The organism is Pseudomonas sp. S3_A03 (assembly GCF_054668275.1).
The window spans coordinates 4,228,159-4,249,406 of sequence record NZ_CP162753.1 but is presented as its reverse complement, the minus strand read 5'-3'; the positions used below and the strand labels follow the sequence as shown (position 1 = coordinate 4,249,406).

Below are 21,248 nucleotides of genomic sequence, written 5' to 3'. Positions count from 1 at the left end.
ACCATGGTCGCCGGCCCGGCAGTGACGGGGGTCAGCGCTGAAATGGCGGGGCCGCCCACCCGCAAACACCCTGTTCAACCGCTCATGAACGCCGCAAAAAAGGTTTTATGCGGACATACATCCACCTTTGGAAATTCTCGCTGGCACTGGCAGTTTTGCCCTTGCAAGAAGGAAGCTTGCGGGCTTTATCACGTATGGACAGGTGCAAATAACCCAGCGGAACCACGACCTTGAGAATAGATTCCACACCGTCTTTTAACCCCTACACCCCCACCCCTCAGCCGGCTCAGCGGCCCTCCGGGCAGACCGCCTCGCGGACAACCCTGCGGCCATTCCATGCGCCCTCGACCCCGCACCGCTATGTGCGCTCGGCCCAGCAGCACTCGGCCCCACAAAACCGCCGCACCCGCCTGCCCACCACTGCCACTCAAACCGCCCACTATGACGCTACCCAGCGCTTGGACGACCCGCACGTGGCCCGGATCAACAAGCAGTCCTTTTACAAACAGCGCGCCATTGAGCAGCTCACCCAGGGAACCGGTAAGTGGCAGGACTGGAACCGAAACGGCCAGACCGAAATCGCCTACAGCTTTGTGCAGGGCGCCGGCGGCTTCAACGAGGCTCAAAAACAAGAGGCCCGGCGCGCCATCCAGTCCTGGGGGGATGTCGCCAACTTGGCGTTCACTGAAAACGGCACACAGACAGAGGGGCGGTTGTCGTTTCAAATCTCAGACACCGAAAAGACCGCCCAAGGCTTTTTTCCCGGGCGCCATTCCAAAAGCGGCGATACCGTTTTCAACCCGCATTTCGTGAAACGCCCGACTCTCACCCATGAAATCGGCCACACCCTCGGCCTGACGCATCCAGGTCACTACAACCTCACCGCGTCCGAGGATCAGCGCGTCTACGCACAAGACTCAAAAGCCCATACCGTCATGAGTTACTTCGAGGCGCGGGGCAGCGGCAAACAGCTTGAGGGTGAGCCAAAAGCCCCGATGATGGACGACATCAGCGCCGCTCAAACCTTGTACGGCGCCAATCGTCAAACCCGGCGGGAAGACAACACCTACGGCTTCAACTCCAACAGCGGACGAGATTACTACTCCCTCGCAAGCTACCGGGATAGCGCGGCCTTTTGCATCTGGGACGGCGCCGGCAACGACACGCTGGACGTTTCGGGTTACGGCAACAATCAGGTCATCAACCTCAGGGCCGGCTCGTTCTCCGATGTGGGTGGCTTACAGGGCAATGTCTCTATCGCCCGTGATTGCACCATCGAAAACGCCGTCGGCGGTTCCGGTCATGACGTCATGATCGGTAACGACGCCAATAACCGGCTCACGGGTGGGTTCGGCGCAGACCAATTACGCGGCGGCAGGGGCGCCGACATATTCGTCTATAACCACGCCAGCGACTCCACGCCTGAAGCCGCGGATGAAATCATGGACTTCACCAGCGGCATCGACAAACTGGACCTGCGCGGCCTGGAGCAAAAGGCGAATGCGCGCCTTACCCTCGTGACGGCATTCACCGGGCGTGCCGGCGAGACAATCGTGAGCTACAACCCCAGCACCCATCGCTACTTCGTCGCCATAGACCTTGCCGGCAAACGATCTGCGGACTTCCTGGTCAAGAGCTCGCAAGTGATCAGGCCGAAGGACATTCTGGTGAACTGACGGGGCGCCAGCGTTTGCTGACCGGCAGCGGCCGGCAAACGCATGTTCGGCAACTCAGTCGGTGCCGTACTTGGGGTTACGCGGCCCGTACAGAATCCCGGCGCGTTGCCCCGGCGACAGCAGCCGAGCACTGGTGATACCGGCAATCGGGTGCGCCGCATCGGTGGAACTGTTGATCACCTGCTTGACCGCTGCGGTGATCAGCATGCCCACCAGACCGCCGCTGTTATTGTTGCCCTCTTCGCTGGAGGCCCGTGCCGAGCCGGTCCACAGCGTGGTGCCGGTGCGCAGGTCGACCAGTTTGGCCGAAGCGGTCACGGCGGTGTCGCTGGAGATCAGCATGTACTTGGTGCCGTATTCGCTGACGGTGATGTACAACGCCGCGTCCGCGCCGAAGATGTCATGCAGCTTGGTCGGCGGTACGCCCTGGATATCGTTGGCCGTGGTCAAACCGTTCTGGCGGAAGGTTTCGTCCACCAGCGCAATCGGCAACACGTAGTAGCCGGCTTCGGCCAACGGATAGGTCACTTGCGAAACCAGGCTATAGGACGCCTGCACTTCCGGCGACTCGTTGATCGGTGGCAACACCAGGATCGACTTGGGCCGCGCCTGTTTGTAGGCCGTGTAATCAATGGTCTTGGGCGCTGCGCAACCGCCGAGCAGAGCCAGGGCCAGCAAGGCGCCGGTGAGTTTTAACAGGCTCATTTGGTGGCGACTCCGGCTTTGGCGTTTTTCAACAGAAAGTCCATGTACGCGGCGGACTCAGGGAACAGTGCCTTCTCGGTGCGAAACTCCTGCACCATCTGGTCGTCCTTGCCCATGCTCAGATACAGCATGCCCAAGTGGGCGTGGTAGCCCGGCGGCGCCTTGCGGCCACTGGCGTTGATCTTTTGCAGGTCACGCTCCAGCGCCTCGACCTGCGCTTCCTTGGGCTCGCCCTTGAAGTACTCGTAAACCTGCGGCTGGTAGCTTTCCCATTGGTACAGCGGTGGGGGCGCCGACTGGCACCCGGTCACCAGCGCGATTGCTGTCAGCGTCAGCGCTAACTTCACTGCCTTGCTCATCCGTGTACTGCTCCTTGAGATGCTGTTAATCAGTTGCGCGGGTTCCAGGCGCCTGCGTTGATGCCGTCGACGAGGCGGTTGATCGCTTCGCGCATGGCCAGGTCCAGCACCTTGCCATTGAGGGTGGAGTCGTAGCTGGCGGTGCCGCCGAAGCCGACCACTTCACGGTTGGACAGCGCGTATTCACCGGCGCCCTGGGTGGAATACACCACTTCCGACGTACTGATGTTGACGATGTTCAACGCGACCTTGGCGTAGGCCACCTGGGTCTTGCCACGGCCGAGGATGCCGAACAACTGGCGGTCGCCGGTTTCCTTGCGACCGAATTCGGTCACGTCGCCGGTGACCACGTAGTCCGCGCCCTTGAGCTTCTGCGCGGTGCCTTTGATCGCGGCTTCCTGGGAGATTTCGCCCATGTTGTCGCGGTCCAGCACGCTGAAGCGGTTGGTCTGCTGCAGGTGGGTAATCAGGATGGTCTTGGCCTGGCCACCGAGGCGGTCGACGCCGTCGGAGAAGATGCCGCGCATGTAGCTGGAGCGGTTATCGAACTTGCCCACGGCGATCGGCACACGCACGCCGGAATAGGCGATGTGGGCACTGGCCACTTGCTCCACCGGCATCGCGCGATTGCTTTCGGTGGCGCAACCGGCCACGGTCAGCAGGGCTGCGGCGGTGAGACCGGACAGCAGGGTTTTGGAAAGTATATTCACAGGGTGCTCCTGGAGAGATAAATCGGTAGTGGGCAACGTTAGCGAGACGGGATGTCGCGCAGGTCATCGACGATGTCGCGACTCAACACGCCGGTGTAAAAACGCTCGACGCTGGAGTTACCGGTGTTGGTGATAATGCCGCCCATGGTCCGCCACTGTTGCGCCTCACCCATCACACCGGCGGGTACGAGGTTCTCGCGCGTCTTGGCAAAGTGCAGCACCTCGCTGCCCCCCTTCTTGACCTTGACCTGATAGCTGAAATCGACACTGGCCAAAATGGTGTTGTCATCAACGATCAACGTCGAGAGGCCGCCCTTGGAATCCGGGATATGGCGCGTGTAGACGATGCTGATGTCCAGCAGGTAATCGGCTTTTTCCTTGCTCGAGGCATAACGCTTGGCGTTGAGCAGGCGGTTCACCAGATCGACGCCCAGTTGCTGGCGCACCTTGTCATCCGGCAAAAAACGCTCATTTTTGCCCACTACTTCAACGTCAAAGGTGTCGAGCCAGTAAGTGGCTGTTTTAGGAATCGTGACCGGTGTCGGCGAAATGTAGTACGCCGGCTTGGAGGCGCAGCCCGCCAATAGGCAGACGGCAAGGAATACGGCAAAGGCGCGCATGTCTGAATTCGTCCCTGAAAAGTATCGTGCTTTAAACAGTCGCGGCATTTTACGGGGTTGAGAGCGGTTCTCAAGGTGTTTCGTCGGCCAGCGTGCGGTAACGCACACTCCTCAAGTTATGCGTAAATAGGTCGAGACACTGACTCGGCTTGCTCACTTATAGGGATATTGCGTGCTTAACACTCTTCTACGGGCTACGGCCCTGCTTGCCGCGCTGTCGATGACCGGCTGCGTGTCCTACACCGTCACCGGCCCTATCGCCACCCCGCTCCACCCGGTATCTGCCAGCAGCCCGCGCAGCGCGCAAGTCGCCGACGTGACGGTGAGCGCCACCGACGTCAACGAGGCTAACAAGGCGGCCATCAGCAGTTCCCTGACGGCGCAGATCAGCCAGTACGTGCGCAGCGCCGGTTACTTCAAGCAAGTCACCGAGTACCCGGTGCGCCTGGGCGAGCAGGACGTCACGCTTAAATTCAACATGACCTCCCTCAAGGGCCATCGCGCGCCGCACCCGGCGTACGTGCCCGGCGCGCTGCTGACGCTGACCATTTGGATCTGGGTCAACGGCCCGATCTATGTGGACAGCTTCGACGTGGCCGGCGACCTGGTGATCGTCGACCGCAACGGCAAGGAACTGGCCAAGGCCAAAGACTCGATCACCTTCGAACACAACGTTGGCCTGTACAGCGGCCAATATTGGGCGCCTTCGATGGGCGGCCAACAACTGACCAAACTGGTCGGGCAACTGCTCGACACCGCTACCGCCAACCTGGCCAAACCGTAATCTCAAGGAGCAACGCGTGAAAGGATTGATCAAACACAGCCTGGTACTGACAGCGGTCTTGCTGACCGGTTGCGTGTCTTACTCGCAGCACGAACTGCCTGCCGTTCAGCCCTGGCCGCCGACCGCCAATGCGCCCGCGCAAAAGCCCACCGCGTACGTGCACACCACGGCGCAGAACCACGTCAACGGTGGCCCGGGCAACGCGGCGGTCGGCGCGCCGGTAGTGCTGTGGGAAAAGGCCGTGGCCGATTCCTATCGCGCCTCCAACCGTTTTTCGCGGGTGAGCACCGATAAGGTCGACTCGGATATCTACGTGGATGCCACGTTGCATAACAACGAAGAGTACAGCCCGGTATCGGCGTTTATCACCGGCTTCACATTTTTCATCATTCCGAGCACGGCGAAGAACATCTTCACCCTGGAGACGGTGTTCAAGGACAAGGACGGCAAGGAACTGGGCCGCGTCAAGAAGAGCGAATCGGTGCGCACCTGGATGCACCTGGTGCTGATTGTGGGCATCCCGTTCCAGGCCGATACGCGGGAAGTGGTGGAGGCGCTGACGCGCAGTACGCTGGATGAGGCGGTGCAGCGCAAGTTGCTCTGAACCACCCAAGGTAACCAGCCAACAGGTCTTCCTGTAGTGAGCGGGCTTGCCCCGCTCACTACAGAAGTGCTGCGTTTAGAAGGCGTAGCGCGCTTTGAGCATCACGCCATCGGCATCAAAACCACTGCGCGCCTGGCGCGTGTAGCTAGCGCCCACGCTGAAGTCCGACACGTTGTAGTTCACGCCCACGCTGGCCTCGTAGCTGTCACGCGCCACCGATGCACCGGTCACGGTAAACGCCGAACCACCGCCTACGAAGCTGGAGGTTTGCGCCACGCGGTCACCCATCAGGTCGTGATAGGCCATCAAGGTCGCTTCCGGCTGCAAGCTGCCGGCGCCCATCGGCAGGTTGCCGGCCAGGCGTACGCCCGCACCCACTTCGCCCACTTCATAACGTTGCGAACGCGTACTCAGCGCCGCTGACGAACCTTTCTCGTCGTAGCCATCCATGCGCACGTTGGAATAACGCGCCGCCACACGCGGCTCGATCACCACCGCTTGCGACGGCTTGAAGCTGTAACCACCGATCACGCTGGCCGACAGCACATTGCTGTCATAACTGCCCTTGGCCGTGGTGCCGGCGATGTGGCGCTTGCTGTCGTTTTCGTTGTGGCCATAGCTGAGGCTGCCGTCGGCGAACCAGTTTTGCAGGGCCCAGTTGCCGTACAACGACAGCGCGTGCCCTTCGACGTCGGTTTTGTTGCCCAAGTCGGAGTGGATATTGGAATTGAGGTAGCTGTAGGCCACGCCCAAAATCGTGGTGTCGTTCAGACGCCCATCCACACCTACCGCCATGCCGCTGCTGTTGGCCGAATAACCGTTATCACCGCCGCGACCGTCCTGGTCCATGTTGCTGCTTAGGCCCTGCACCCACACACCGCCGACCTGGTGGCTTTCGCGTTGGTCGGTGAGGCGATTGAAGATCGCGCCGTTGACCACGGTTTGCCCCGACAACGCCACGTCGAGAGCACCACGGTTGACGTCCGGCTTGAGCTGGTCACCGATTTTCGCCAGTTGCTGCGCGGTGCCGGCGTTGGCCAGCGCCTGGAAGACTTGGTCGTCTGCGCTGAGCTTGCTGAGTACACCGTTCTTGAAGGTATTGACCGCCGTGACCGACGCCGCGCTGGCGCCCACAGCCGCCAGGTCTTGCTGAACTTGCTGGTTGCTTTTGACCGCCACCACGGCCTTGACCGTTTGCGCGTCGGACGAATAGCTGAGCACGTCCAGCAACGATGAAGCACTGGCCACGGACAGGCCGTTGTCTTGCACGCTGGTGGCTTGCAGCAGGGTGTATTGGGTGCCGTCGTGGGTGCTGGCGAAATCGCCAGGGTTGGCGCTTACGGTCAGCTTCGACGCCTGGGCAAAGTTGGCGGTGCCGTTGACGGTCAGGTACGGCGTGGTGGGCACAACACTGTCGGCCAGGTGCATATCGATACCGGCACCACTGGCAACGTTGAGGTTGCCGGTGATGGCGGTGCCGGGGGCCGACAGGTTCAGCGAGCCCGAATTGACCGACACCGGCGCAATGATGCGGCTGCCGCTGAAAGCGGCCTGGCCGTCAATATTCACCGCGTTCAGGTTCAGCACATCACCGATGATCGTGCCGCCGGTCCAGTTCAACGTGGCCAGGTTGCCGGCGTCGATGGCGATACCGGAATTGCTGCGAATCTCACCGGCTTGCTGGTTGATCTCAAACGTCGAGACCTGGTCGGCCGTGTCAACGCTGATGGCGGTGCCATCAGCGCGGATAATGCCGCGGTTGACGATACCGCGCGCGCCCGTCGCGCTGTTCTGGGCGAACGTGGCACCGGAGAATTCAAAGGCGCCGGCGTTGGTGCCCATGCCTTCGATGGTGCCGGTGTTGAGGATGTAATCCAGAGTACCTTCAAGCACCAGCACGCCACGGGCGCCATCGCCATTGGCCGACAGCAGGCCGCTGTTTTCGATACGCAGTGGGGCGGTGGGAGTTTCCACCTCGATCCCCCAAGCGCCCTCGCCGGTGGCCCTGATGGTGCCGGAGTTGAGGAGCTTGCCGCCGATGGTCACCGGGTCGGCGTTGTTACGGTCCAGCACGATACCGATCGCGCCTTCGCCCGCCATGTCGATCAGGCCGGTGTTGGACACATCGCCGCCAATGGTGGTGCCGTGCAGGTAGATGCCCTCGCCTCCGCCGATAAAGCCAGGCGACGGTGCAGGCGCCGAAGGTGGCGTAGAACTGATCGTGCCGGAGTTGATCACGCTGCCGCCAATGGTGGTCGCGCCGATCTCGAGGCCTTCGTCGCCACCGTTGTTCATCCGGATGTTGCCGGCCTGCATCACATCACCGGTCACAGAGCCCGGGCTGAGGTTGAGCGGACCGGTCCAGAACATCGGGTCCAGCGCAAAGCCGCGCACGGTATTGCCGTCGGCATTGAGCGTAATATCGGCGCGATTGATCAATGACCCCTGGATATGGGTACCCGCGACCCCCAGCCCGGCGGGAGGCATGTTGGTCGAGTTGATCACCTGGGTGGTCTGCCCGGTCAGGATCAGCGACTCGTTGTAGGTCTCGCTGACAAACTGGGTTTTGCCTGCCCCGAGGTCAACTTCTACCGCCAGCACTTGCGTGCTGATTGCGCCGACCACGATTGCCAACAGGCTTTTCTGGAACTGCTTGTGCTTCATTTCTAACTCCATGAACTACAGGTCAAAGCCGCCAACAGGCCCGGCGGCAGTAGGTGAATTGAGCGCAGGGACCCATCGATCCGAATACCTATCCTCGATGCGTTTGCGCAACACCCAGGCACGACGATTCGCACCGCGGAGGGCAGTGGCAAAACAACGGGGAATAGGGAATAAACGCTCACATCAATCCTTAATGTTTTTGAAAACGCTGCAATCCATGCAGCCCGACCGCGTGCGGGTGGGCGCGGTAAAGACCTTCAAACGTACGAAAAGGTTCAGGATTGTGTCGGAATTTTGTGCAGTCGATCACAGCGTGGGGCGTGCGAGGGGTGGGGTTTGGTGGGTTACAAACCGGGGACATCGTTTACATTTCTAACCGGTGACCTTGCCCACCACATCCTCAAGCGGGACTTGGCCCATCAAGCGGCTGTCGTGGCTGACATCACGGTTATCGCCCAACAGGTACACATGCCCCGGCGCGACATGGAGCGGCGCCAACTCAAGGGAGTAGTCCTTTTTGCCACGCTCAGCCGGTGCGTGAAACAACCCCAGGTTCTCACCGTTGCGGATCACCTCGCCATTGACGATGGCCGGTGTGTCACCACCGATACCCGCTACCCAGCACCAGGATGACCATTACGCCGATGTAAAGCGCATGGAAACGCTTAGGCGGCGCATTGGGCGGGCCGCTGTAGCGACGGGCCAACACGGCGGCGACGATGGCTTCACGATCAGTCATGCAACTCCCGTAATCACCCTCATAAAGTTCAGCAGAGGTGACCTAAATAAATCCGCCCCAATTATCGAATGAAGATATATATAACCAATTCTATTGACCCTCACAAATAGGTAATCAGCACATCGCTCAACCCGACCTTGCCAATATAATCAACAATGTACTCGGCAGCTCCTTCGTCCGCCTCAACTATAGCAGCCGACATTTCTTTTTGATCGCCCTGCACGCTTATAAGCCTCGTGAGCGAAGAACCCAACCACTAATAGCACTAAAATCAAACTGTCCTGTTCTATGCCGCCGTCGACAAAAAGATGCTCCGCCAAGGGGCCTTCTTGCATCTCTTCCGAATCCAGGTAGTAGGCCAACTGATCTGGTTCCACCTTTTGGTCTTGCAACCATGACCAGCACAACTTAACAGCCTCACGACATTTCTCTTGCGTGGCCGCCTGTGTAGAAAAGTTATTTAATGCATGATCAATAACCAGAGGAAATGTAGTCGCCTTTTTAGGCCATGAAAGGCAATTTACAAGATTTAATATTTGCTTATTGTCCATTGACGATTTTCCCACCTTTAACCAATACAGTAAGGCGATTCGGCATCGCCAACCCGCCTTCTACCGTAACCCTCAAAAGCACAGTAGGATACTGCATGACTTTCAGTAAGAAAATCGCTCCGCTTTTCACTTTCTATTAGGTAGCAAAACCCCAAAAAAGAAAACGACCACATACAAAAATAACGCAAAGCCGGCTAACGCCGCTCGCCACTCCGGGTTGACATCTCTACTCAAACCTCCTGGCGCTATAGCGACTCTGTGCCCCCGTGCATAATTGTAGACCGCTTGACCGAACCACAACTGAACCAGAACCATAGTAAAAAATCTTTTCCAAATACCATCAAAGCGTAAAAACCCATTCAGTAGCGCACTTAACAATAAAGCCAGGCCAATGCCATGCCAATATCTGCAAAGACTCTCGATCATCTTATTCACCCCTAATATCACTCTTCAGCCCTTGAACGAACTGACTGTCGCTTTTGCAACAAGTGAACTGCTATTCAGCCACATCAACATCCACGAAAAACGTGGTCTGTCACCTATCGTTTATCAGGGTCAGTTCCCGATTGTTCTATCTGTCCTTTAGCTGAAGAAATTTCTATAGGCCGTCTCAACCCTTACAGAAGCGTCATCAGGCTTGAAAGCCAGATTCTCCAATGCAGCCATTTCAACAGATAATAAGGGATTCGCAACTGCAGGTGACTTCAACCCGCACTGTTGGCGAACCTTAAAAATTGCGAAAACCTCCAAAGGCCGCAAATCAAAAGGTGGGTTTTTGAACTCAGGATCCCAAGCCCCGCCCTTATCTTCGGAGTTAGCTAAGTGATATTGGCATACCGCGTCCAGTACACCGGCAAGCCTTGTATTTTGCATCTGCGCCAACTCAGCAGGAGACATCCACCTTCCTACACGAGTCATGCTGACTTCGTTGATTGCCGGTCAAAACTTTCTCAAAAATCAAAGGGGACAGATTTATTTAATTGCCTACCAGTCAGCATCACATTAATTAAATCCGTCACCTTATCTTCCAGCTGGTTAGCTGCTAAGTAAGTGCCATTCAGATCCGCCCCCTTTTTCTTTATACCAACTAACACGCGCAGCTGCAGAAGTAGCCGGCACTTTCAGCTGCACTAGTCGCTTTTGCCCCGAGCCCCTCCGACCTTTTTAAACGTATAATCATTATTCAACTAAAGAAATTATTCTTTTCTCTAAGAAATCGATAAAATTTTTCGCATAAAAACTAGAAGTCTGATTAGAAAGATCAAGCCTATAAACAGGATACTCCCCATCATTAAGACCATCGTCCGTGGCAAAATAAAATGATTCCCCTGCACCCGGCGGGTCACAGATAAATAGCCTCTCCATCCCACACAACCCATTTCGACCGTTAACGATTGACATATAAACGATATCACCACCCCTTACACTATCAAAATCCATTTCGTAGATGCTATAAATCTCCTCCCCAGATATTTCCCCGCCAGAATAATACTTCAGCCACCATTTATAGCTATCAGGCAACTTCAACCCAAGACGAGTTTCAGCTTTATAAATCCACTCATCAGCAATCCCGTCACCATAATCAGCAAACTCAACGAAATCCGACTCTTTAATAAGATTAATTATTCTCGAATAATCCACGTCTAATTACTCCCCGCTCCGAGCCCGCAACTTCAAATAATCCGACTGACAAGAGCTAAACTCTTTAGCCTGCCTTGTCAATGTTTTCGCATTCAAATCCGTAGGAAATTAAACATAATCAGTCGCAGGGCTTCTGTATTCTGCAGAGTCTTTGTAACGAGTATACCTAACGCTTTGAGCGGCATTGGATGGGACATGAAGAACACTGCTATTCTGGCTATGGAAAACAGAGCCAACTTCTGCAAGTGCACCACGAGTACCAGCAAATCCATTAACTTCAGTTTGCGAGAGATGATGTAACTCAACTGATTTCCCATCATACCCAATTGGTGCTCGACCCGAGGCCATTCTCTCAAGGTTTGAGCCTTGAACAGTTTTACCTCGTACTCTCCAGGACGATAGGGCCTCTGGGTCAAAGAGGTCGTTACGTTGATAAACAGTCCTATCTAGAACTGTTGTTTTACTCCAAAAAACACCAGCTTTAGGCGTTGTACTTGCAACATTACTACCCGCCGTCGTGCTCGTACCAGCAGAACCGGGCCCTTTTGCACCTATTCAACTCTTCAATGCTGGCAAAGACAGTACTTCATCGTACTGTGGCCAGTCTTCCCTTGCGCGCTTGAGCACACCTTGCATCAACTCGTCCAATTCAGGCACTGGCTGCTCGGGCGGCAATTGGTCAAAGGGCGCAGCCATCAGCGGATGATCAATCTGCTGCGGATTGGCTAAACCTTCCCACTGACGCAGGCGCAGGATATAGAGAATTTCCACCGGCACGCGTTCCAAGTGCCAGTCCTGATTGAAGTCGTAGGAATTCTTCTGGCTCTCTTTGCCGGTTTGCCAAGTGTGGCGATCACACGCGGCCAACAGACAGGGCATCAGGTCGTCGGGGCTGGGAGTGCGCCACTTGGCCAACAAGGCTTCGTAGATGGGTTCGTCGTAAGCATAAGCAGGCCATTGATGCGAGACATCGCCCACCCAATCGGCAAACACACGCAGCATAAAGGCTTGGGCGCGGCGGTGTTGCTCCTCGTACTCAATCACTAATTGATGCCCACGGTTGAGAGCCGCATGGGTGAGATAGCCCTGATGGATGACGGCATCCTTCCAGCCTAGGATCGCCATGGCGGCCATCATATTGGTGGCGGTTTGGATGCTGTAGTTTTGGCGGCGTCGATCATTGCCTGCCGCTTTGGCAATAATGTCGAACTGGCCCGCCCAGAAGAACAACTGCCAAATTCCTACTTGGTAATAGCGCAGCCAATGGGCCAATTCCAGAAGCCATTGCGGATTATCTGGTGCGGTTGCCAATACCTTGTGGGCTCGTGTGACGGCCATCCATTCGGAGCTACTACGCGTAACGTTGTCACTATTCGGTACAGGCATTGATGGCTTCGCAAATGCATCGCCGCGCTCAACATATTCACGGATGCCATTCAACTCGTATTCATCTGAGACGTGTGGCCCCTTGGCTATGCGCCCCAGCACACTTTTGTAGGAGGGCCATTTCGGATTTACGCCCGAGCGCTCGCACTGAATTACTTCTTGGTCCATGGTTCCACCTTAAATTCTGCTACACCTGTTTTACTGGGGGCGGGAACACCGACTTTGACTGTTACACCTTGAACCTTGGCTTTTCCTGAATCCAACGCCGCTTGCAAAGCATCGCGTAAAGCAGGATCAGAGTCGGCAATTGATTTATTACCCAGCCACCCCTCCAACCGCGTCCTCGGGTCCCCATACGGCGTACCGGCCTTACTCACGCCATTCACCGAAGACTTCGCATCCATCACCACCACGGTAATCGTATCGCCATTGATCGCCACCGCGCAGCCATCACAGCCGTGGTTGCTACTGTTTTGCAGAGGTATGAAATTGAGGCCGGTTTTTTCGTTAAGGGTTTGAAGGGACAGTTGCTCGCCCAACACCCCATCATTTACAAGCGAACCGGTCTTCCAATTGGGAAGGTGCGACAGCGGGATACTTTCAAATGTCTGCCCAAACAGGTCTTCAACCCGGCTGAACTCGGGTGGGCTGATTGCATCAGGGATAACCTGCCCTGGTCCTTTTGCACCGACTCAGCTCTTCCGTTTGAGGTTATCTCTCCAAGGCACAAGCAGACCTTCCAGTAGAGCTCGATCAATGACACCATCATCAATGCTGCCAACATAAGTAGTATCTAATTGAAACTCAAAGGAAAGCCCTTCTCTTTCAGATAAATCTCGAACAGCACTGATCAGCTCCTCTACCTCATCTAAATTTTTCGAATCCATATCAGTAGAAAGTATATTTGGCTGTGAAGCCGAATAAATCTCCAACATTCCACCTACTACTTCCTCCCCCTTCGTCTATCTCGTCAACGAAGCTTGGCGGGGATATGCTCCATACTCTTGATGCAGCAAGCTCATTCACAAGCTGCTGCACATCAGATTTAATGGACTGATCCAAATCCTGAGCCACGTAAAAAATTAACTTTTGCTTCGCATGCTCTAGCGGTATGAAATGCATTACTCAACTCCTTTTTTCGGTGGGTATGCCGGAAGAGCTGACCCAGGGCCACCCGGATTATATCTAAACCCTCCTGGCATATGCGCATCCAAATGCCGTATATCAGGTAGTGGTACCGTAAATGGCGAACCTTGGATATGGCGCATAGAAATTCTTCACCCTTTAACCCTGCATCCTCCGGAAAAACCTTAACCCATGCATCGTCGACTTTCGGAGTACGTCCTTTAGCAATAGCGGCCCGATTTTCAGTACTTAAGATTTGGCCATACCCAAGGTCATCCCAATTATCACGCAATGCTCGCCAGTCAGCCGCATTTGTACGAACAACACCTGTCCGAGTCATACCAGAAGAAATAATAGGCCCGGGTGGCACGACTTCGCTTGTCGCTTTTGCACCTTAACTTTCAGGAATCTCTATGTGAAATGATTTGGCGTGAATTTCCCAAGATACCCATCCAGGACCAGGTGGAGTGTCGAGCACGCCCTCTAAAAAAAACGTTTTTACATTTATGGGCGCCGGCTTTGAAAGTTCAAGCTCATCTACCAACTCATTCCCTTCCAACTGCTTACAACCTCCTTCATATTTTTCTATTTTCCTAGCCGAAAAAGAAACGCCCTCAAAAACAAACCAACAGCCTCCAACATATTCATATTTCAAGACCTCCTTACTAATTGTTCTGTCCTTATACTCAATAAAGGAACTGAATTAAAAGGGGAATATTTATTCATAGACTACCGATCAGCATCAACTTTAAATAAACCTTTCTCTTTTTTTGCTTTTTTAAATTAGAGCCCGAAGACACGCCCACGCCGGAAGATAACGTAGCGTCAAACCGCCCATCATTAATATTGGCTTTGGCTCTTGCACCATCTAAGCAACGTAATAAGCAATTGCCTGCCCATTCGGCCAATCACCTTTCCAGCCACATGGCCAACCACCGTTCTGATAGATCATAAGAACATGCTCGAAAAAACTATTATTCCGCCCTAAAACCGCTCTACTATATAAACATCCCTTTAAATCAGACATGATGTCATCTAACAACTCTTTATGCCGCTGACCGAGTTAAATTCGAATCTCTCGATCCAGTTCAGATACCTGAAAGCTTACTATCCACCTCCGAATACTTGCTCTCGTCATTACAAATAACATTCCAAATTTCACTCATTTTTTCTGAGCGCAAATATACCCAAGTAAACTCTTCATCACCATAAACCTCATCCCAGGCATACCTCTTCGCTGCTTTAAGGTCACTAATAATTTCGCCACCTGAAGAAGCGCGCCCGGAGACCTTCAAGAGCGTACCGTTCTTAACAAAGTTTATGACTTCAGCGGCTAAGCCTGGTTTTTTACTATTTTCTATTTCTCTGTCCATTTCAACCATACATCTATTTTAGCACCGCCAATATTTCTCACAGGCATGCCCGATTTTGTTATATCTCTCAGAATTAAAGGGAACAGATCCATTTAATCGCATACCGATCAGCGCCATACCTAAATAAACCCCTCGCGCTTATCTTCACTTTTCTTTTAGTTTAGTGCTGATCGGTAAGCTATTAAATAATCCTTCCCTTATAAATCAAGATCAAATAGCCCATCCAAAAAATCAGAAAAGCTATTCGACACAAGGGTCATATTTGAATCGTCTGGCTCTGCCTCATCACAATTTTCTAATTCATGATCCCAAAAATAGATCTTACCTCTATCCTCCCCTTTAATGCCCAAGCAAATTTGGTTGCCTCCAGGGTCACATGCAATTGCAATAAAACCTTCGGGAATACGCTTTTTATACAAGTTTAGATTTCTGACAAAATCATATGTATCATTTCTATTCAAACCGTAAAATCGTTGAACAGATGACCCATCCTCATTACCCATAAAACGGAAACTATCGGGTTCAGGGTAACCTCCTCCGCTACGAGATAAGAATAGATAATATTCTCTAGGCAAGGTCACCCCAATAAAGCTCTCAAGCAATTTCATGGCATCATCAGAGATGGAATTTCCGGGCTCTATTATTTCAATCATATCAATAAAACTCCCTACTTATACGGTTTTATTCCAGAGGTTGCCACGCCACCAGTATGGCGCACAGCATCATGTAGATCTGACGGAATTAATTGCATCAAACCAGACTCTTGGTGATGATGCCAAGTAAAATTATCAGGTGTACGTTTATAACCGGAAGATTGGTTAGCCAACTTAAAGTCTCGATCACGGCTCTCTGTCAGATCGATCCGTACTTTCTTCACGGCATAGGGCGTGAAATCAGGATATCCAGCTCCAGAAAAATGAACACTTTTCGGGTATTTTTGAGCAATTTCCGCAGGTAAATCGCTCAAAGGAATTTCGGTGTTTGCGTACTTCTGTGAATTTATCGGACTACGACCATTAACAGGCCGAATACGATCAATATTTAGTTGTCCTGCACTAGGATCGCCTAAACTTCTGATACCAGACACTTCCTCAGCAACCGTAGTCCCGTGAGGCCCTTTTGCACCATCGAAACTTGCATCGTTAGCCGCAGCTTTACCAGTACCTACAACTCCAGTTTCTCCAGAAACCAATCCGGATGGAGTTGTTTTTTCACCTAGGACTAAAAGCTCACCCGATCCCTCCGTAGCCAACTTCCTTTTTGCTAAGGCAGCGGCAACGATCTCTGAAATCTTCGCTCCCAAGCGTACACCTGCTAGCGAAAGCAGCGCATCGTCCAACGCCGTGACAGGTTCAGCCGATTTCCTGCCGAGTACCAACAACCTCGACATCGCGTCTTTTGAAGCCAGGTCGTTGGTCGAGACGTTAATGATTTCCGTCGCATGAGCATCTGCCTGCTCCCGACCGTATTGAGCCCATTTGTCAGTCAGGCGCAATTCGCCATAAAGGCCGTCGCCCAAGCCATTAAAAAGGCTCGTGTCTACAAACTGCTCTTTGGTCGAATTGAAAGCATAAACCGCAGAGCCATTGGCGATAATTGCGGTGCCGTCTTTCCACGTTAATGGAATTTTCTGGTCCGCCAATTCTTGAATCGCGCCTCTGGCAATCGCCAAATCACGATCCAGCCAATCCCGCGTCGGGTCAGTACCCCAATTCTTTTCTAGTGCATCTAAACGGGCGTTTTCGACGGCATCGATCTTTGATCCTGCTGCCATACGCAGCAAGTCTTCCCACGAGGCATCCGATTTTGGCTTGCGCCAAGTTTTTCTAACTCTTCAGCTTTCTTCTTGAGTAATGGCACCTCTTGGGTCAGGTGAAGTTGTCGATTGAATACTTCGACGCCGTAACCAGTCCCGGCCCCGACAGCAGCGCCGCCGGTGCCATTCCCGGCGCCTGCTCCAGCGCCGATCCCGGTCGCAACCAACGCGGCAATGTTGTCCTGGCTGGCCTCAGATAATTTGCTGTTTTCCAGCGCCTTTGCAATCGAGGGCATCAACGCAGCAGAAGCACCGGCTCCCAACGCGCCACTTTCCACGCTGCCGCTGGACAACCCAATGGCGGCACCTGCCAACGCGTGCAACATGACGCGTGCAGCACCACCTTCTGCCCATGCGGCTCGGGTGGCCGCGTCCGATTTCGGGTTCAGGGATTGCGCCTCGGCGTAATCACCCACTCGCTTGAAGATCTCGCTAGACGCTGTATTGGCAACGATACCGACTGTCGTACCGACGGGCGCGCCACCAAGCCCCGCGGCGATCAGACCCGTCGCGATATCGGCCATCATTTTCTTGTCGCCGCCGAACTGCCAACGCTTGGCTTCCGAATAAGCCAGATCAGCGGCACGGGCGGTGTCAGCAGCGCCCGGCGCGCCTGCGTCTGCTTGTTCCTTCGCCGCCTGCCCAAGCTTCTTGGCCTCGTCCGCCTTCGCCCTGCCCACCGCACTGATCACCCCACTGGCCAACTGCGCCGAGCTCTGGATCAGGTCAATACGCTCTTGCATGGCCTTTTCATCGGGCCGGTCGAGCTTCTGATTGGCGTTGGCGGTGTCGCGATTCAACCCCACCAGGTCGTTGGCACCTTCGGCACTGCGAACCACAATCGTGCCTTCGCTGACCGCGCTACGGGTGTAGCTATGGTCTTTCTCCTTGAGTGCTATCGGGATGCTGCCGCCCATCGACGCACCGCTGGTACTGCTGGAAGACACCGAAATACCGGCAGACTGACTTTTGATTTCGCTGACATTCTTGATGTCGCTGACGATCAGGCGGTCAGTGCTTAGGCGGTTCTTATCAGCTGACGCCTCACTGGCAATCACCGCGCCTTGCAGGGTGGTGGTCTTGCCGACATTGATGTCGTAGCCGCCCGTGCCCGCATACAAACCGCTCTGGTCGGTCACGCCCTTGTAGTCGCTGTTCATATTCGCGGCGGCAAGGTTCGCCGAGCCCGCTACGGTAGAGCCGTAGCAGAACGGCGGGACGCAGATACTCGCGCCGAAGCCTGCGCTGCTCTGTTTGCTGCGCGACGACTCGGTGTCTTGTAGGGAGATGATATTAAGGTTGCCGCCAATATCTGCCTTGATACGGTCCGCACGAACCTGGGCGCCTTTGAGGGTGGTGTCGCCACCGCTTTGTAACAACAGGCTGCCTGTATCGAGGGTGCTATTGACCTGAGTGACGGAGTTACCGTTGCCATTGTTCTTGGCACCCTGCGCTCCGAGGTCGAGGGTGAAGCCGTTTTGCTCGCCAATATTGAAGCTGGCGCCAATGGCGGTTTTATTTTTCGACCCTTCGTTTTTGCGGTCGGTGGTGTTCTGTGCGCTTTGCATCAACACATCGTTTTTGGCTAACAACAACGTGTTGGCGGCTTTCAAGCTGCTGCCGGTGATCTGGATATCACCCTGAGTACCCGCCGCTGCGCCCGTGGCAACGATCGACAAGTCTTGCCCTGCGTTGAGCGTGCTCTGCTTGGCGGTGACACTGTTGAATTCGCTGCTGTTCTTGCTGCGGTTATTGGCCAGTTCAGTACCGATCTTGATCAGCGAACCGTTGCCGGGCGTGCCGCCGGTTTTGTTTTTGAAGCCGGAGCTTTGCGCATTGGCGTCCGACGCCTGGCCATTCAGGTTGTAGGCGGCGAGGGCTGCCTGGGCGATTTTGACTGCCTTGAGTCGTGGGTCATCAGCGCTACGGGCCGCTTTGACGGCGTCGCGCATGCTGGTGGCGGTGTCCACTACCGAGCCCGCGATCACCCGCCCAACCGCCAAGCTCTTGGAACTGTCCTTACTGGTCTGACTGGCCGTCTCCATCCCCGAAGTAACGGTGACATCAGCCCCACTCAACTCCATGTTCTTGGTGCTCACCAGATCACTGGCCACCACCTTCAACTCACGCCCCGCCGTCAACGACACATTGCCCGCACTCGAACCAATGGTGCTGCCGGTCAAGGTCATTTCATTGGCCGTGCCGTTGTGCTTCGAGCTGTTGATGTACAGCTTCTGGTTGCCGGTCATGTCGTCCAAACCGAGCTTGTTGCCGGTCAGCACGCCGGTGAGGTCGCGATTTTTTTCCTTGTGCATGTCGGTGCGGGCGAAGGTGTTTTGCGCCGCGTCGATGGTCAGGTCGCGGCCGGCCTGGACGGCGAGGTCGCCGGTGCTGACCAGGTTGGAACCGGTGACGGTGGCGTCGCGTTTGGCGGCGACGGTGACCGTTTCGCCGGAGACCATGCTGCCCATGGCGGTGGTGCGTTTTTCGTCGACTTTGTCCTGGACCTTGCTCGACTTGAGGCCGCCCCAGCTGCTTTTGCTTTCCTTGCGTTCGTGGCGAGCGCTGTCGGCGTTGCTGACGGCGAGGATGTTCACGTCCTGGCCGGCCACCAGTTGCGTGGCGCCTTTTTCAGCAGTGACGGCACTGCCAGCCAGCAGCAGGTCTGCACCGGCGACGACGGTGCTCTTCGTCCCCGCGCTGACCAGGCTGCCAACGTTGTTCACGACGTCGGTTTCATCCAGGCGGAATTTTTTGCCCTGGGAGGTTTTCTTGGTCTTGCTGTAGAAGCTGTAGTCCTGGTTTTCGGCGGCTTTGAGCTCGAGGTTTTTGCCGGAGACCAGGTACGCCTCGTTGCCAGCATTGACTTGGCTGGCCACGGCGTTGATGTCGGCGCCGGCTTGCGGGACGAGGTATTGGCTTTTTGATGCTTTGCGCGTTTTTACGCTGAGGACTTATAGTCCGCCGGTCGTCCACATGGCGATTCAGGTTTGGCGACCTGACGGTAGAGAATGCGCAAGCTGGGGGCTTTTTGCAGCCACTTGCGCGCCTGCAAAGTCGTTTTATGACGGCTGTGCGCGGGAGACCTTCGGGTCTGCCGGTTTTCTCTACTGCCGGTTCGCCAACCTGCGTACAGCTGTCACCCATTCGTTTGGCGACGTTTGAGTGATGGCATTCATCACTTAAGTAGAGAGTCAAAAAAATGAACAGATACATGCCCCTGACAGGCCACGATTCAACCATCCCAGCGCTGGTGATCGACACACAAGCGCCCCTTGATGTTCTCTTTGACGCCGCCGCGTATCGCATTCGTGCGGTGACTCAGTTTTTGGAGAACCTCGCATTTCGGGAGGAGATCAGCAGTGATGCGATAGTGCTTCACGACTTTGCGCTGTTACTGGCAATTCCGCTGAGAGATGGGTGTGATTTGCTCGACGTGATTGGGCGGAAGTTGAATTCACAAAACTTACAAATAAAAATGGGCGGTTATTTTTATAACCGCCCAATTTAAAAATGATAATAAAAATCTAATTTTTAAAGAACGTGAAATACCCGGTATTTACCCCGTAGGCATTCTAACAAAAATGTTGATAGCTTTATGCATAGTATCAGGATTCACCTTTCCCGTATGAGAGTACTGGGTAATTAGAGTCGCTGGGTGATCCAGCATGTCATTTTCCGTATACCCCAGCATCTTCCCCAAATCTTGAGGCAAGGTGTGATGCGCCTGGAATCCTTGGTTAATCCCTGAAGCTCTCGATAAGTAGGACTAATTACGTCAGGTACAATCTGGCCTGTCGCTTTTGGACCTAGCCTTTCTCAACCACTTTTAAACGCACAATCATTATTCAACTGAAAGAAATTATTCTTTTTCCTAAGAAATCAATAAAGTTTTTCGCATACAAACTAGAAGTTTGATTAGAAAGATCAAGCCTATAAACAGGATACTCCCCATCATTAAGACCATCGCCCGTGGCAAAATAAAATGACTCCCCTACACCCGGCGGTTCACAGAGAAATAGCCTCTCTTTCCCACACAACCCATTTCGTCCGTTAACGATTGACATATAAACGATATCACCACCCCTTACACTATCAAAATCCATTTCGTAGACACTATAAATCTCCTCCCCAGATATTTCCCCGCCAGAATAATACTTCAGCCACCATTTATAGCTATCAGGCAATTTCAACGCAAGACGAGTTTCAGCTTTATAAATCCACTCATCAGCAATGCCATCACCATAATCAGCAAATTCAACGAAATCCGACTCTTGAATAATCCACGTCTAATTACTCCCCGCTCCGAGCCCGCAACTTCCAATAATCCGACTGATAAGAGCCAAACTCTTTAGCCTGCTTTGTCAATGTTTTTGCATTCAAATCCGTAGGAACTGAAACATGGGAAAATAGGGGTCAGACCACAATTAATGTAACCGTAGTCTGCCCCCTATTTTCTTCCAGATCAGGTGCAAAAACACCGGCGCTAGGATGG

At 54.2% G+C, this 21,248-nt stretch carries 27 protein-coding genes; 4 read left to right on the top strand and 23 right to left on the bottom strand.

Annotated elements, in window-relative coordinates:
- Positions 1 to 473 precede the first annotated feature (473 nt).
- Complete coding sequence (locus AB4O25_RS19495; RefSeq protein ID WP_460149890.1) at positions 474 to 1,676, top strand: M10 family metallopeptidase C-terminal domain-containing protein; 1,203 nt, start codon at positions 474 to 476, stop codon at positions 1,674 to 1,676.
- A 54-nt stretch (positions 1,677 to 1,730) separates the two neighbouring features.
- Here the strand turns inward: AB4O25_RS19495 and AB4O25_RS19490 are convergent, their stop codons facing one another.
- From AB4O25_RS19490 to AB4O25_RS19475, 4 genes are read right to left on the bottom strand one after another with little or no spacing between them, the layout of a single operon-like run.
- The gene (locus AB4O25_RS19490; RefSeq protein WP_017526114.1) at positions 1,731 to 2,381 is read right to left on the bottom strand and encodes a DUF799 domain-containing protein; all 651 of its coding nucleotides are present in this window, start codon (positions 2,379 to 2,381) and stop codon (positions 1,731 to 1,733) included.
- On the bottom strand, positions 2,378 to 2,740 hold the full coding sequence (locus AB4O25_RS19485) for a DUF4810 domain-containing protein (RefSeq protein ID WP_017526115.1): 363 nt from the start codon (positions 2,738 to 2,740) through the stop codon (positions 2,378 to 2,380). Before AB4O25_RS19485 ends, AB4O25_RS19490 begins: the two co-directional genes overlap by 4 nt.
- Positions 2,741 to 2,769: 29 nt before the next feature.
- The gene (locus AB4O25_RS19480; protein WP_116079820.1) at positions 2,770 to 3,450 is read right to left on the bottom strand and encodes a CsgG/HfaB family protein; all 681 of its coding nucleotides are present in this window, start codon (positions 3,448 to 3,450) and stop codon (positions 2,770 to 2,772) included.
- Positions 3,451 to 3,488: 38 nt separating this feature from the next.
- Positions 3,489 to 4,070, bottom strand: coding sequence for a hypothetical protein (locus tag AB4O25_RS19475; RefSeq protein ID WP_017526117.1), 582 nt, complete (start codon positions 4,068 to 4,070; stop codon positions 3,489 to 3,491).
- 172 nt (positions 4,071 to 4,242) lie between these two features.
- Between AB4O25_RS19475 and AB4O25_RS19470 the strand changes: the two genes are divergently transcribed.
- Both AB4O25_RS19470 and AB4O25_RS19465 read left to right on the top strand, forming a co-directional pair.
- Complete coding sequence (locus AB4O25_RS19470; protein ID WP_017526118.1) at positions 4,243 to 4,854, top strand: hypothetical protein; 612 nt, start codon at positions 4,243 to 4,245, stop codon at positions 4,852 to 4,854.
- 16 nt (positions 4,855 to 4,870) lie between these two features.
- Positions 4,871 to 5,458, top strand: coding sequence for a hypothetical protein (locus AB4O25_RS19465; RefSeq protein WP_017526119.1), 588 nt, complete (start codon positions 4,871 to 4,873; stop codon positions 5,456 to 5,458).
- 75 nt (positions 5,459 to 5,533) lie between these two features.
- Here AB4O25_RS19465 and AB4O25_RS19460 read toward each other — a convergent pair whose 3' ends face one another.
- From AB4O25_RS19460 to AB4O25_RS19375, 18 genes are all read right to left on the bottom strand, one after another.
- A complete protein-coding gene (locus AB4O25_RS19460; protein ID WP_460149889.1) occupies positions 5,534 to 8,122 on the bottom strand; it encodes an autotransporter family protein in 2,589 nt (862 codons plus the stop codon).
- A 372-nt stretch (positions 8,123 to 8,494) separates the two neighbouring features.
- Positions 8,495 to 8,695 carry a S26 family signal peptidase gene (locus AB4O25_RS19455; RefSeq protein ID WP_017526121.1) on the bottom strand — a complete coding sequence of 67 codons (201 nt, stop codon included), beginning with the start codon at positions 8,693 to 8,695 and terminating at the stop codon, positions 8,495 to 8,497.
- Positions 8,696 to 8,720: 25 nt separating this feature from the next.
- Positions 8,721 to 8,861 carry a hypothetical protein gene (locus AB4O25_RS19450; protein WP_460149888.1) on the bottom strand — a complete coding sequence of 47 codons (141 nt, stop codon included), beginning with the start codon at positions 8,859 to 8,861 and terminating at the stop codon, positions 8,721 to 8,723.
- A gap of 182 nt (positions 8,862 to 9,043) precedes the next feature.
- The gene (locus AB4O25_RS19445; protein WP_460149887.1) at positions 9,044 to 9,412 is read right to left on the bottom strand and encodes an Imm6 family immunity protein; all 369 of its coding nucleotides are present in this window, start codon (positions 9,410 to 9,412) and stop codon (positions 9,044 to 9,046) included.
- Between the two features lie 126 nt (positions 9,413 to 9,538).
- A complete protein-coding gene (locus AB4O25_RS19440) occupies positions 9,539 to 9,847 on the bottom strand; it encodes a hypothetical protein (protein ID WP_460149886.1) in 309 nt (102 codons plus the stop codon).
- A gap of 147 nt (positions 9,848 to 9,994) precedes the next feature.
- Positions 9,995 to 10,309 carry a hypothetical protein gene (locus AB4O25_RS19435; protein ID WP_460149885.1) on the bottom strand — a complete coding sequence of 105 codons (315 nt, stop codon included), beginning with the start codon at positions 10,307 to 10,309 and terminating at the stop codon, positions 9,995 to 9,997.
- A gap of 282 nt (positions 10,310 to 10,591) precedes the next feature.
- Positions 10,592 to 11,053 (bottom strand): SMI1/KNR4 family protein, encoded by a 462-nt coding sequence (locus tag AB4O25_RS19430; protein WP_460149884.1) that lies wholly within the window; start codon positions 11,051 to 11,053, stop codon positions 10,592 to 10,594.
- A gap of 108 nt (positions 11,054 to 11,161) precedes the next feature.
- A complete protein-coding gene (locus AB4O25_RS19425) occupies positions 11,162 to 11,401 on the bottom strand; it encodes an HNH/ENDO VII family nuclease (RefSeq protein ID WP_080598188.1) in 240 nt (79 codons plus the stop codon).
- A gap of 207 nt (positions 11,402 to 11,608) precedes the next feature.
- Positions 11,609 to 12,283 (bottom strand): hypothetical protein, encoded by a 675-nt coding sequence (locus AB4O25_RS19420; protein ID WP_017530284.1) that lies wholly within the window; start codon positions 12,281 to 12,283, stop codon positions 11,609 to 11,611.
- A 308-nt stretch (positions 12,284 to 12,591) separates the two neighbouring features.
- Positions 12,592 to 12,981: a hypothetical protein gene (locus AB4O25_RS19415; RefSeq protein ID WP_244265387.1), complete on the bottom strand. Its 390-nt coding sequence runs from the start codon at positions 12,979 to 12,981 to the stop codon at positions 12,592 to 12,594.
- Between the two features lie 150 nt (positions 12,982 to 13,131).
- Positions 13,132 to 13,374, bottom strand: a complete 243-nt coding sequence (locus tag AB4O25_RS19410; RefSeq protein WP_460149883.1) for a hypothetical protein — start codon at positions 13,372 to 13,374, stop codon at positions 13,132 to 13,134.
- Positions 13,375 to 13,484: 110 nt separating this feature from the next.
- Positions 13,485 to 13,904 carry a hypothetical protein gene (locus AB4O25_RS19405; RefSeq protein WP_179944691.1) on the bottom strand — a complete coding sequence of 140 codons (420 nt, stop codon included), beginning with the start codon at positions 13,902 to 13,904 and terminating at the stop codon, positions 13,485 to 13,487.
- A gap of 54 nt (positions 13,905 to 13,958) precedes the next feature.
- Complete coding sequence (locus tag AB4O25_RS19400; protein ID WP_157788687.1) at positions 13,959 to 14,219, bottom strand: hypothetical protein; 261 nt, start codon at positions 14,217 to 14,219, stop codon at positions 13,959 to 13,961.
- Positions 14,220 to 14,286: 67 nt separating this feature from the next.
- Positions 14,287 to 14,472, bottom strand: coding sequence for a hypothetical protein (locus AB4O25_RS19395; protein WP_460149882.1), 186 nt, complete (start codon positions 14,470 to 14,472; stop codon positions 14,287 to 14,289).
- A 180-nt stretch (positions 14,473 to 14,652) separates the two neighbouring features.
- Positions 14,653 to 14,946 (bottom strand): hypothetical protein, encoded by a 294-nt coding sequence (locus tag AB4O25_RS19390; RefSeq protein WP_460149881.1) that lies wholly within the window; start codon positions 14,944 to 14,946, stop codon positions 14,653 to 14,655.
- 188 nt (positions 14,947 to 15,134) lie between these two features.
- The gene (locus AB4O25_RS19385) at positions 15,135 to 15,590 is read right to left on the bottom strand and encodes an SMI1/KNR4 family protein (RefSeq protein WP_080598189.1); all 456 of its coding nucleotides are present in this window, start codon (positions 15,588 to 15,590) and stop codon (positions 15,135 to 15,137) included.
- A gap of 14 nt (positions 15,591 to 15,604) precedes the next feature.
- Complete coding sequence (locus AB4O25_RS19380; protein WP_460150985.1) at positions 15,605 to 16,711, bottom strand: HNH endonuclease; 1,107 nt, start codon at positions 16,709 to 16,711, stop codon at positions 15,605 to 15,607.
- Complete coding sequence (locus tag AB4O25_RS19375) at positions 16,666 to 19,632, bottom strand: hemagglutinin repeat-containing protein (protein WP_460149880.1); 2,967 nt, start codon at positions 19,630 to 19,632, stop codon at positions 16,666 to 16,668. The genes AB4O25_RS19380 and AB4O25_RS19375 overlap by 46 nt, the downstream gene beginning before the upstream one ends.
- Positions 19,633 to 19,967: 335 nt before the next feature.
- Between AB4O25_RS19375 and AB4O25_RS19370 the strand changes: the two genes are divergently transcribed.
- Positions 19,968 to 20,264, top strand: a complete 297-nt coding sequence (locus AB4O25_RS19370) for a hypothetical protein (protein ID WP_460149879.1) — start codon at positions 19,968 to 19,970, stop codon at positions 20,262 to 20,264.
- A gap of 337 nt (positions 20,265 to 20,601) precedes the next feature.
- Here the strand turns inward: AB4O25_RS19370 and AB4O25_RS19365 are convergent, their stop codons facing one another.
- A complete protein-coding gene (locus AB4O25_RS19365; RefSeq protein ID WP_460149878.1) occupies positions 20,602 to 20,946 on the bottom strand; it encodes an SMI1/KNR4 family protein in 345 nt (114 codons plus the stop codon).
- Between the last annotated feature and the right edge of the window lie 302 nt (positions 20,947 to 21,248).

Bases quoted from the DNA above. Each gene is read 5' to 3' on its own strand.
- AB4O25_RS19490 (WP_017526114.1), bottom strand. From the start codon at position 2,381: ATGAGCCTGTTAAAACTCACCGGCGCCTTGCTGGCCCTGGCTCTGCTC.
- AB4O25_RS19485 (WP_017526115.1), bottom strand. From the start codon at position 2,740: ATGAGCAAGGCAGTGAAGTTAGCGCTGACGCTGACAGCAATCGCGCTG.
- AB4O25_RS19475 (WP_017526117.1), bottom strand. From the start codon at position 4,070: ATGCGCGCCTTTGCCGTATTCCTTGCCGTCTGCCTATTGGCGGGCTGC.
- AB4O25_RS19460 (WP_460149889.1), bottom strand. From the start codon at position 8,122: ATGAAGCACAAGCAGTTCCAGAAAAGCCTGTTGGCAATCGTGGTCGGC.
- AB4O25_RS19450 (WP_460149888.1), bottom strand. From the start codon at position 8,861: ATGACTGATCGTGAAGCCATCGTCGCCGCCGTGTTGGCCCGTCGCTAC.
- AB4O25_RS19445 (WP_460149887.1), bottom strand. From the start codon at position 9,412: ATGGACAATAAGCAAATATTAAATCTTGTAAATTGCCTTTCATGGCCT.
- AB4O25_RS19435 (WP_460149885.1), bottom strand. From the start codon at position 10,309: ATGTCTCCTGCTGAGTTGGCGCAGATGCAAAATACAAGGCTTGCCGGT.
- AB4O25_RS19425 (WP_080598188.1), bottom strand. From the start codon at position 11,401: ATGGCCTCGGGTCGAGCACCAATTGGGTATGATGGGAAATCAGTTGAG.
- AB4O25_RS19410 (WP_460149883.1), bottom strand. From the start codon at position 13,374: ATGTTGGAGATTTATTCGGCTTCACAGCCAAATATACTTTCTACTGAT.
- AB4O25_RS19405 (WP_179944691.1), bottom strand. From the start codon at position 13,904: ATGACTCGGACAGGTGTTGTTCGTACAAATGCGGCTGACTGGCGAGCA.
- AB4O25_RS19390 (WP_460149881.1), bottom strand. From the start codon at position 14,946: ATGGTTGAAATGGACAGAGAAATAGAAAATAGTAAAAAACCAGGCTTA.
- AB4O25_RS19385 (WP_080598189.1), bottom strand. From the start codon at position 15,590: ATGATTGAAATAATAGAGCCCGGAAATTCCATCTCTGATGATGCCATG.
- AB4O25_RS19380 (WP_460150985.1), bottom strand. From the start codon at position 16,711: ATGGCAGCAGGATCAAAGATCGATGCCGTCGAAAACGCCCGTTTAGAT.
- AB4O25_RS19370 (WP_460149879.1), top strand. From the start codon at position 19,968: ATGCCCCTGACAGGCCACGATTCAACCATCCCAGCGCTGGTGATCGAC.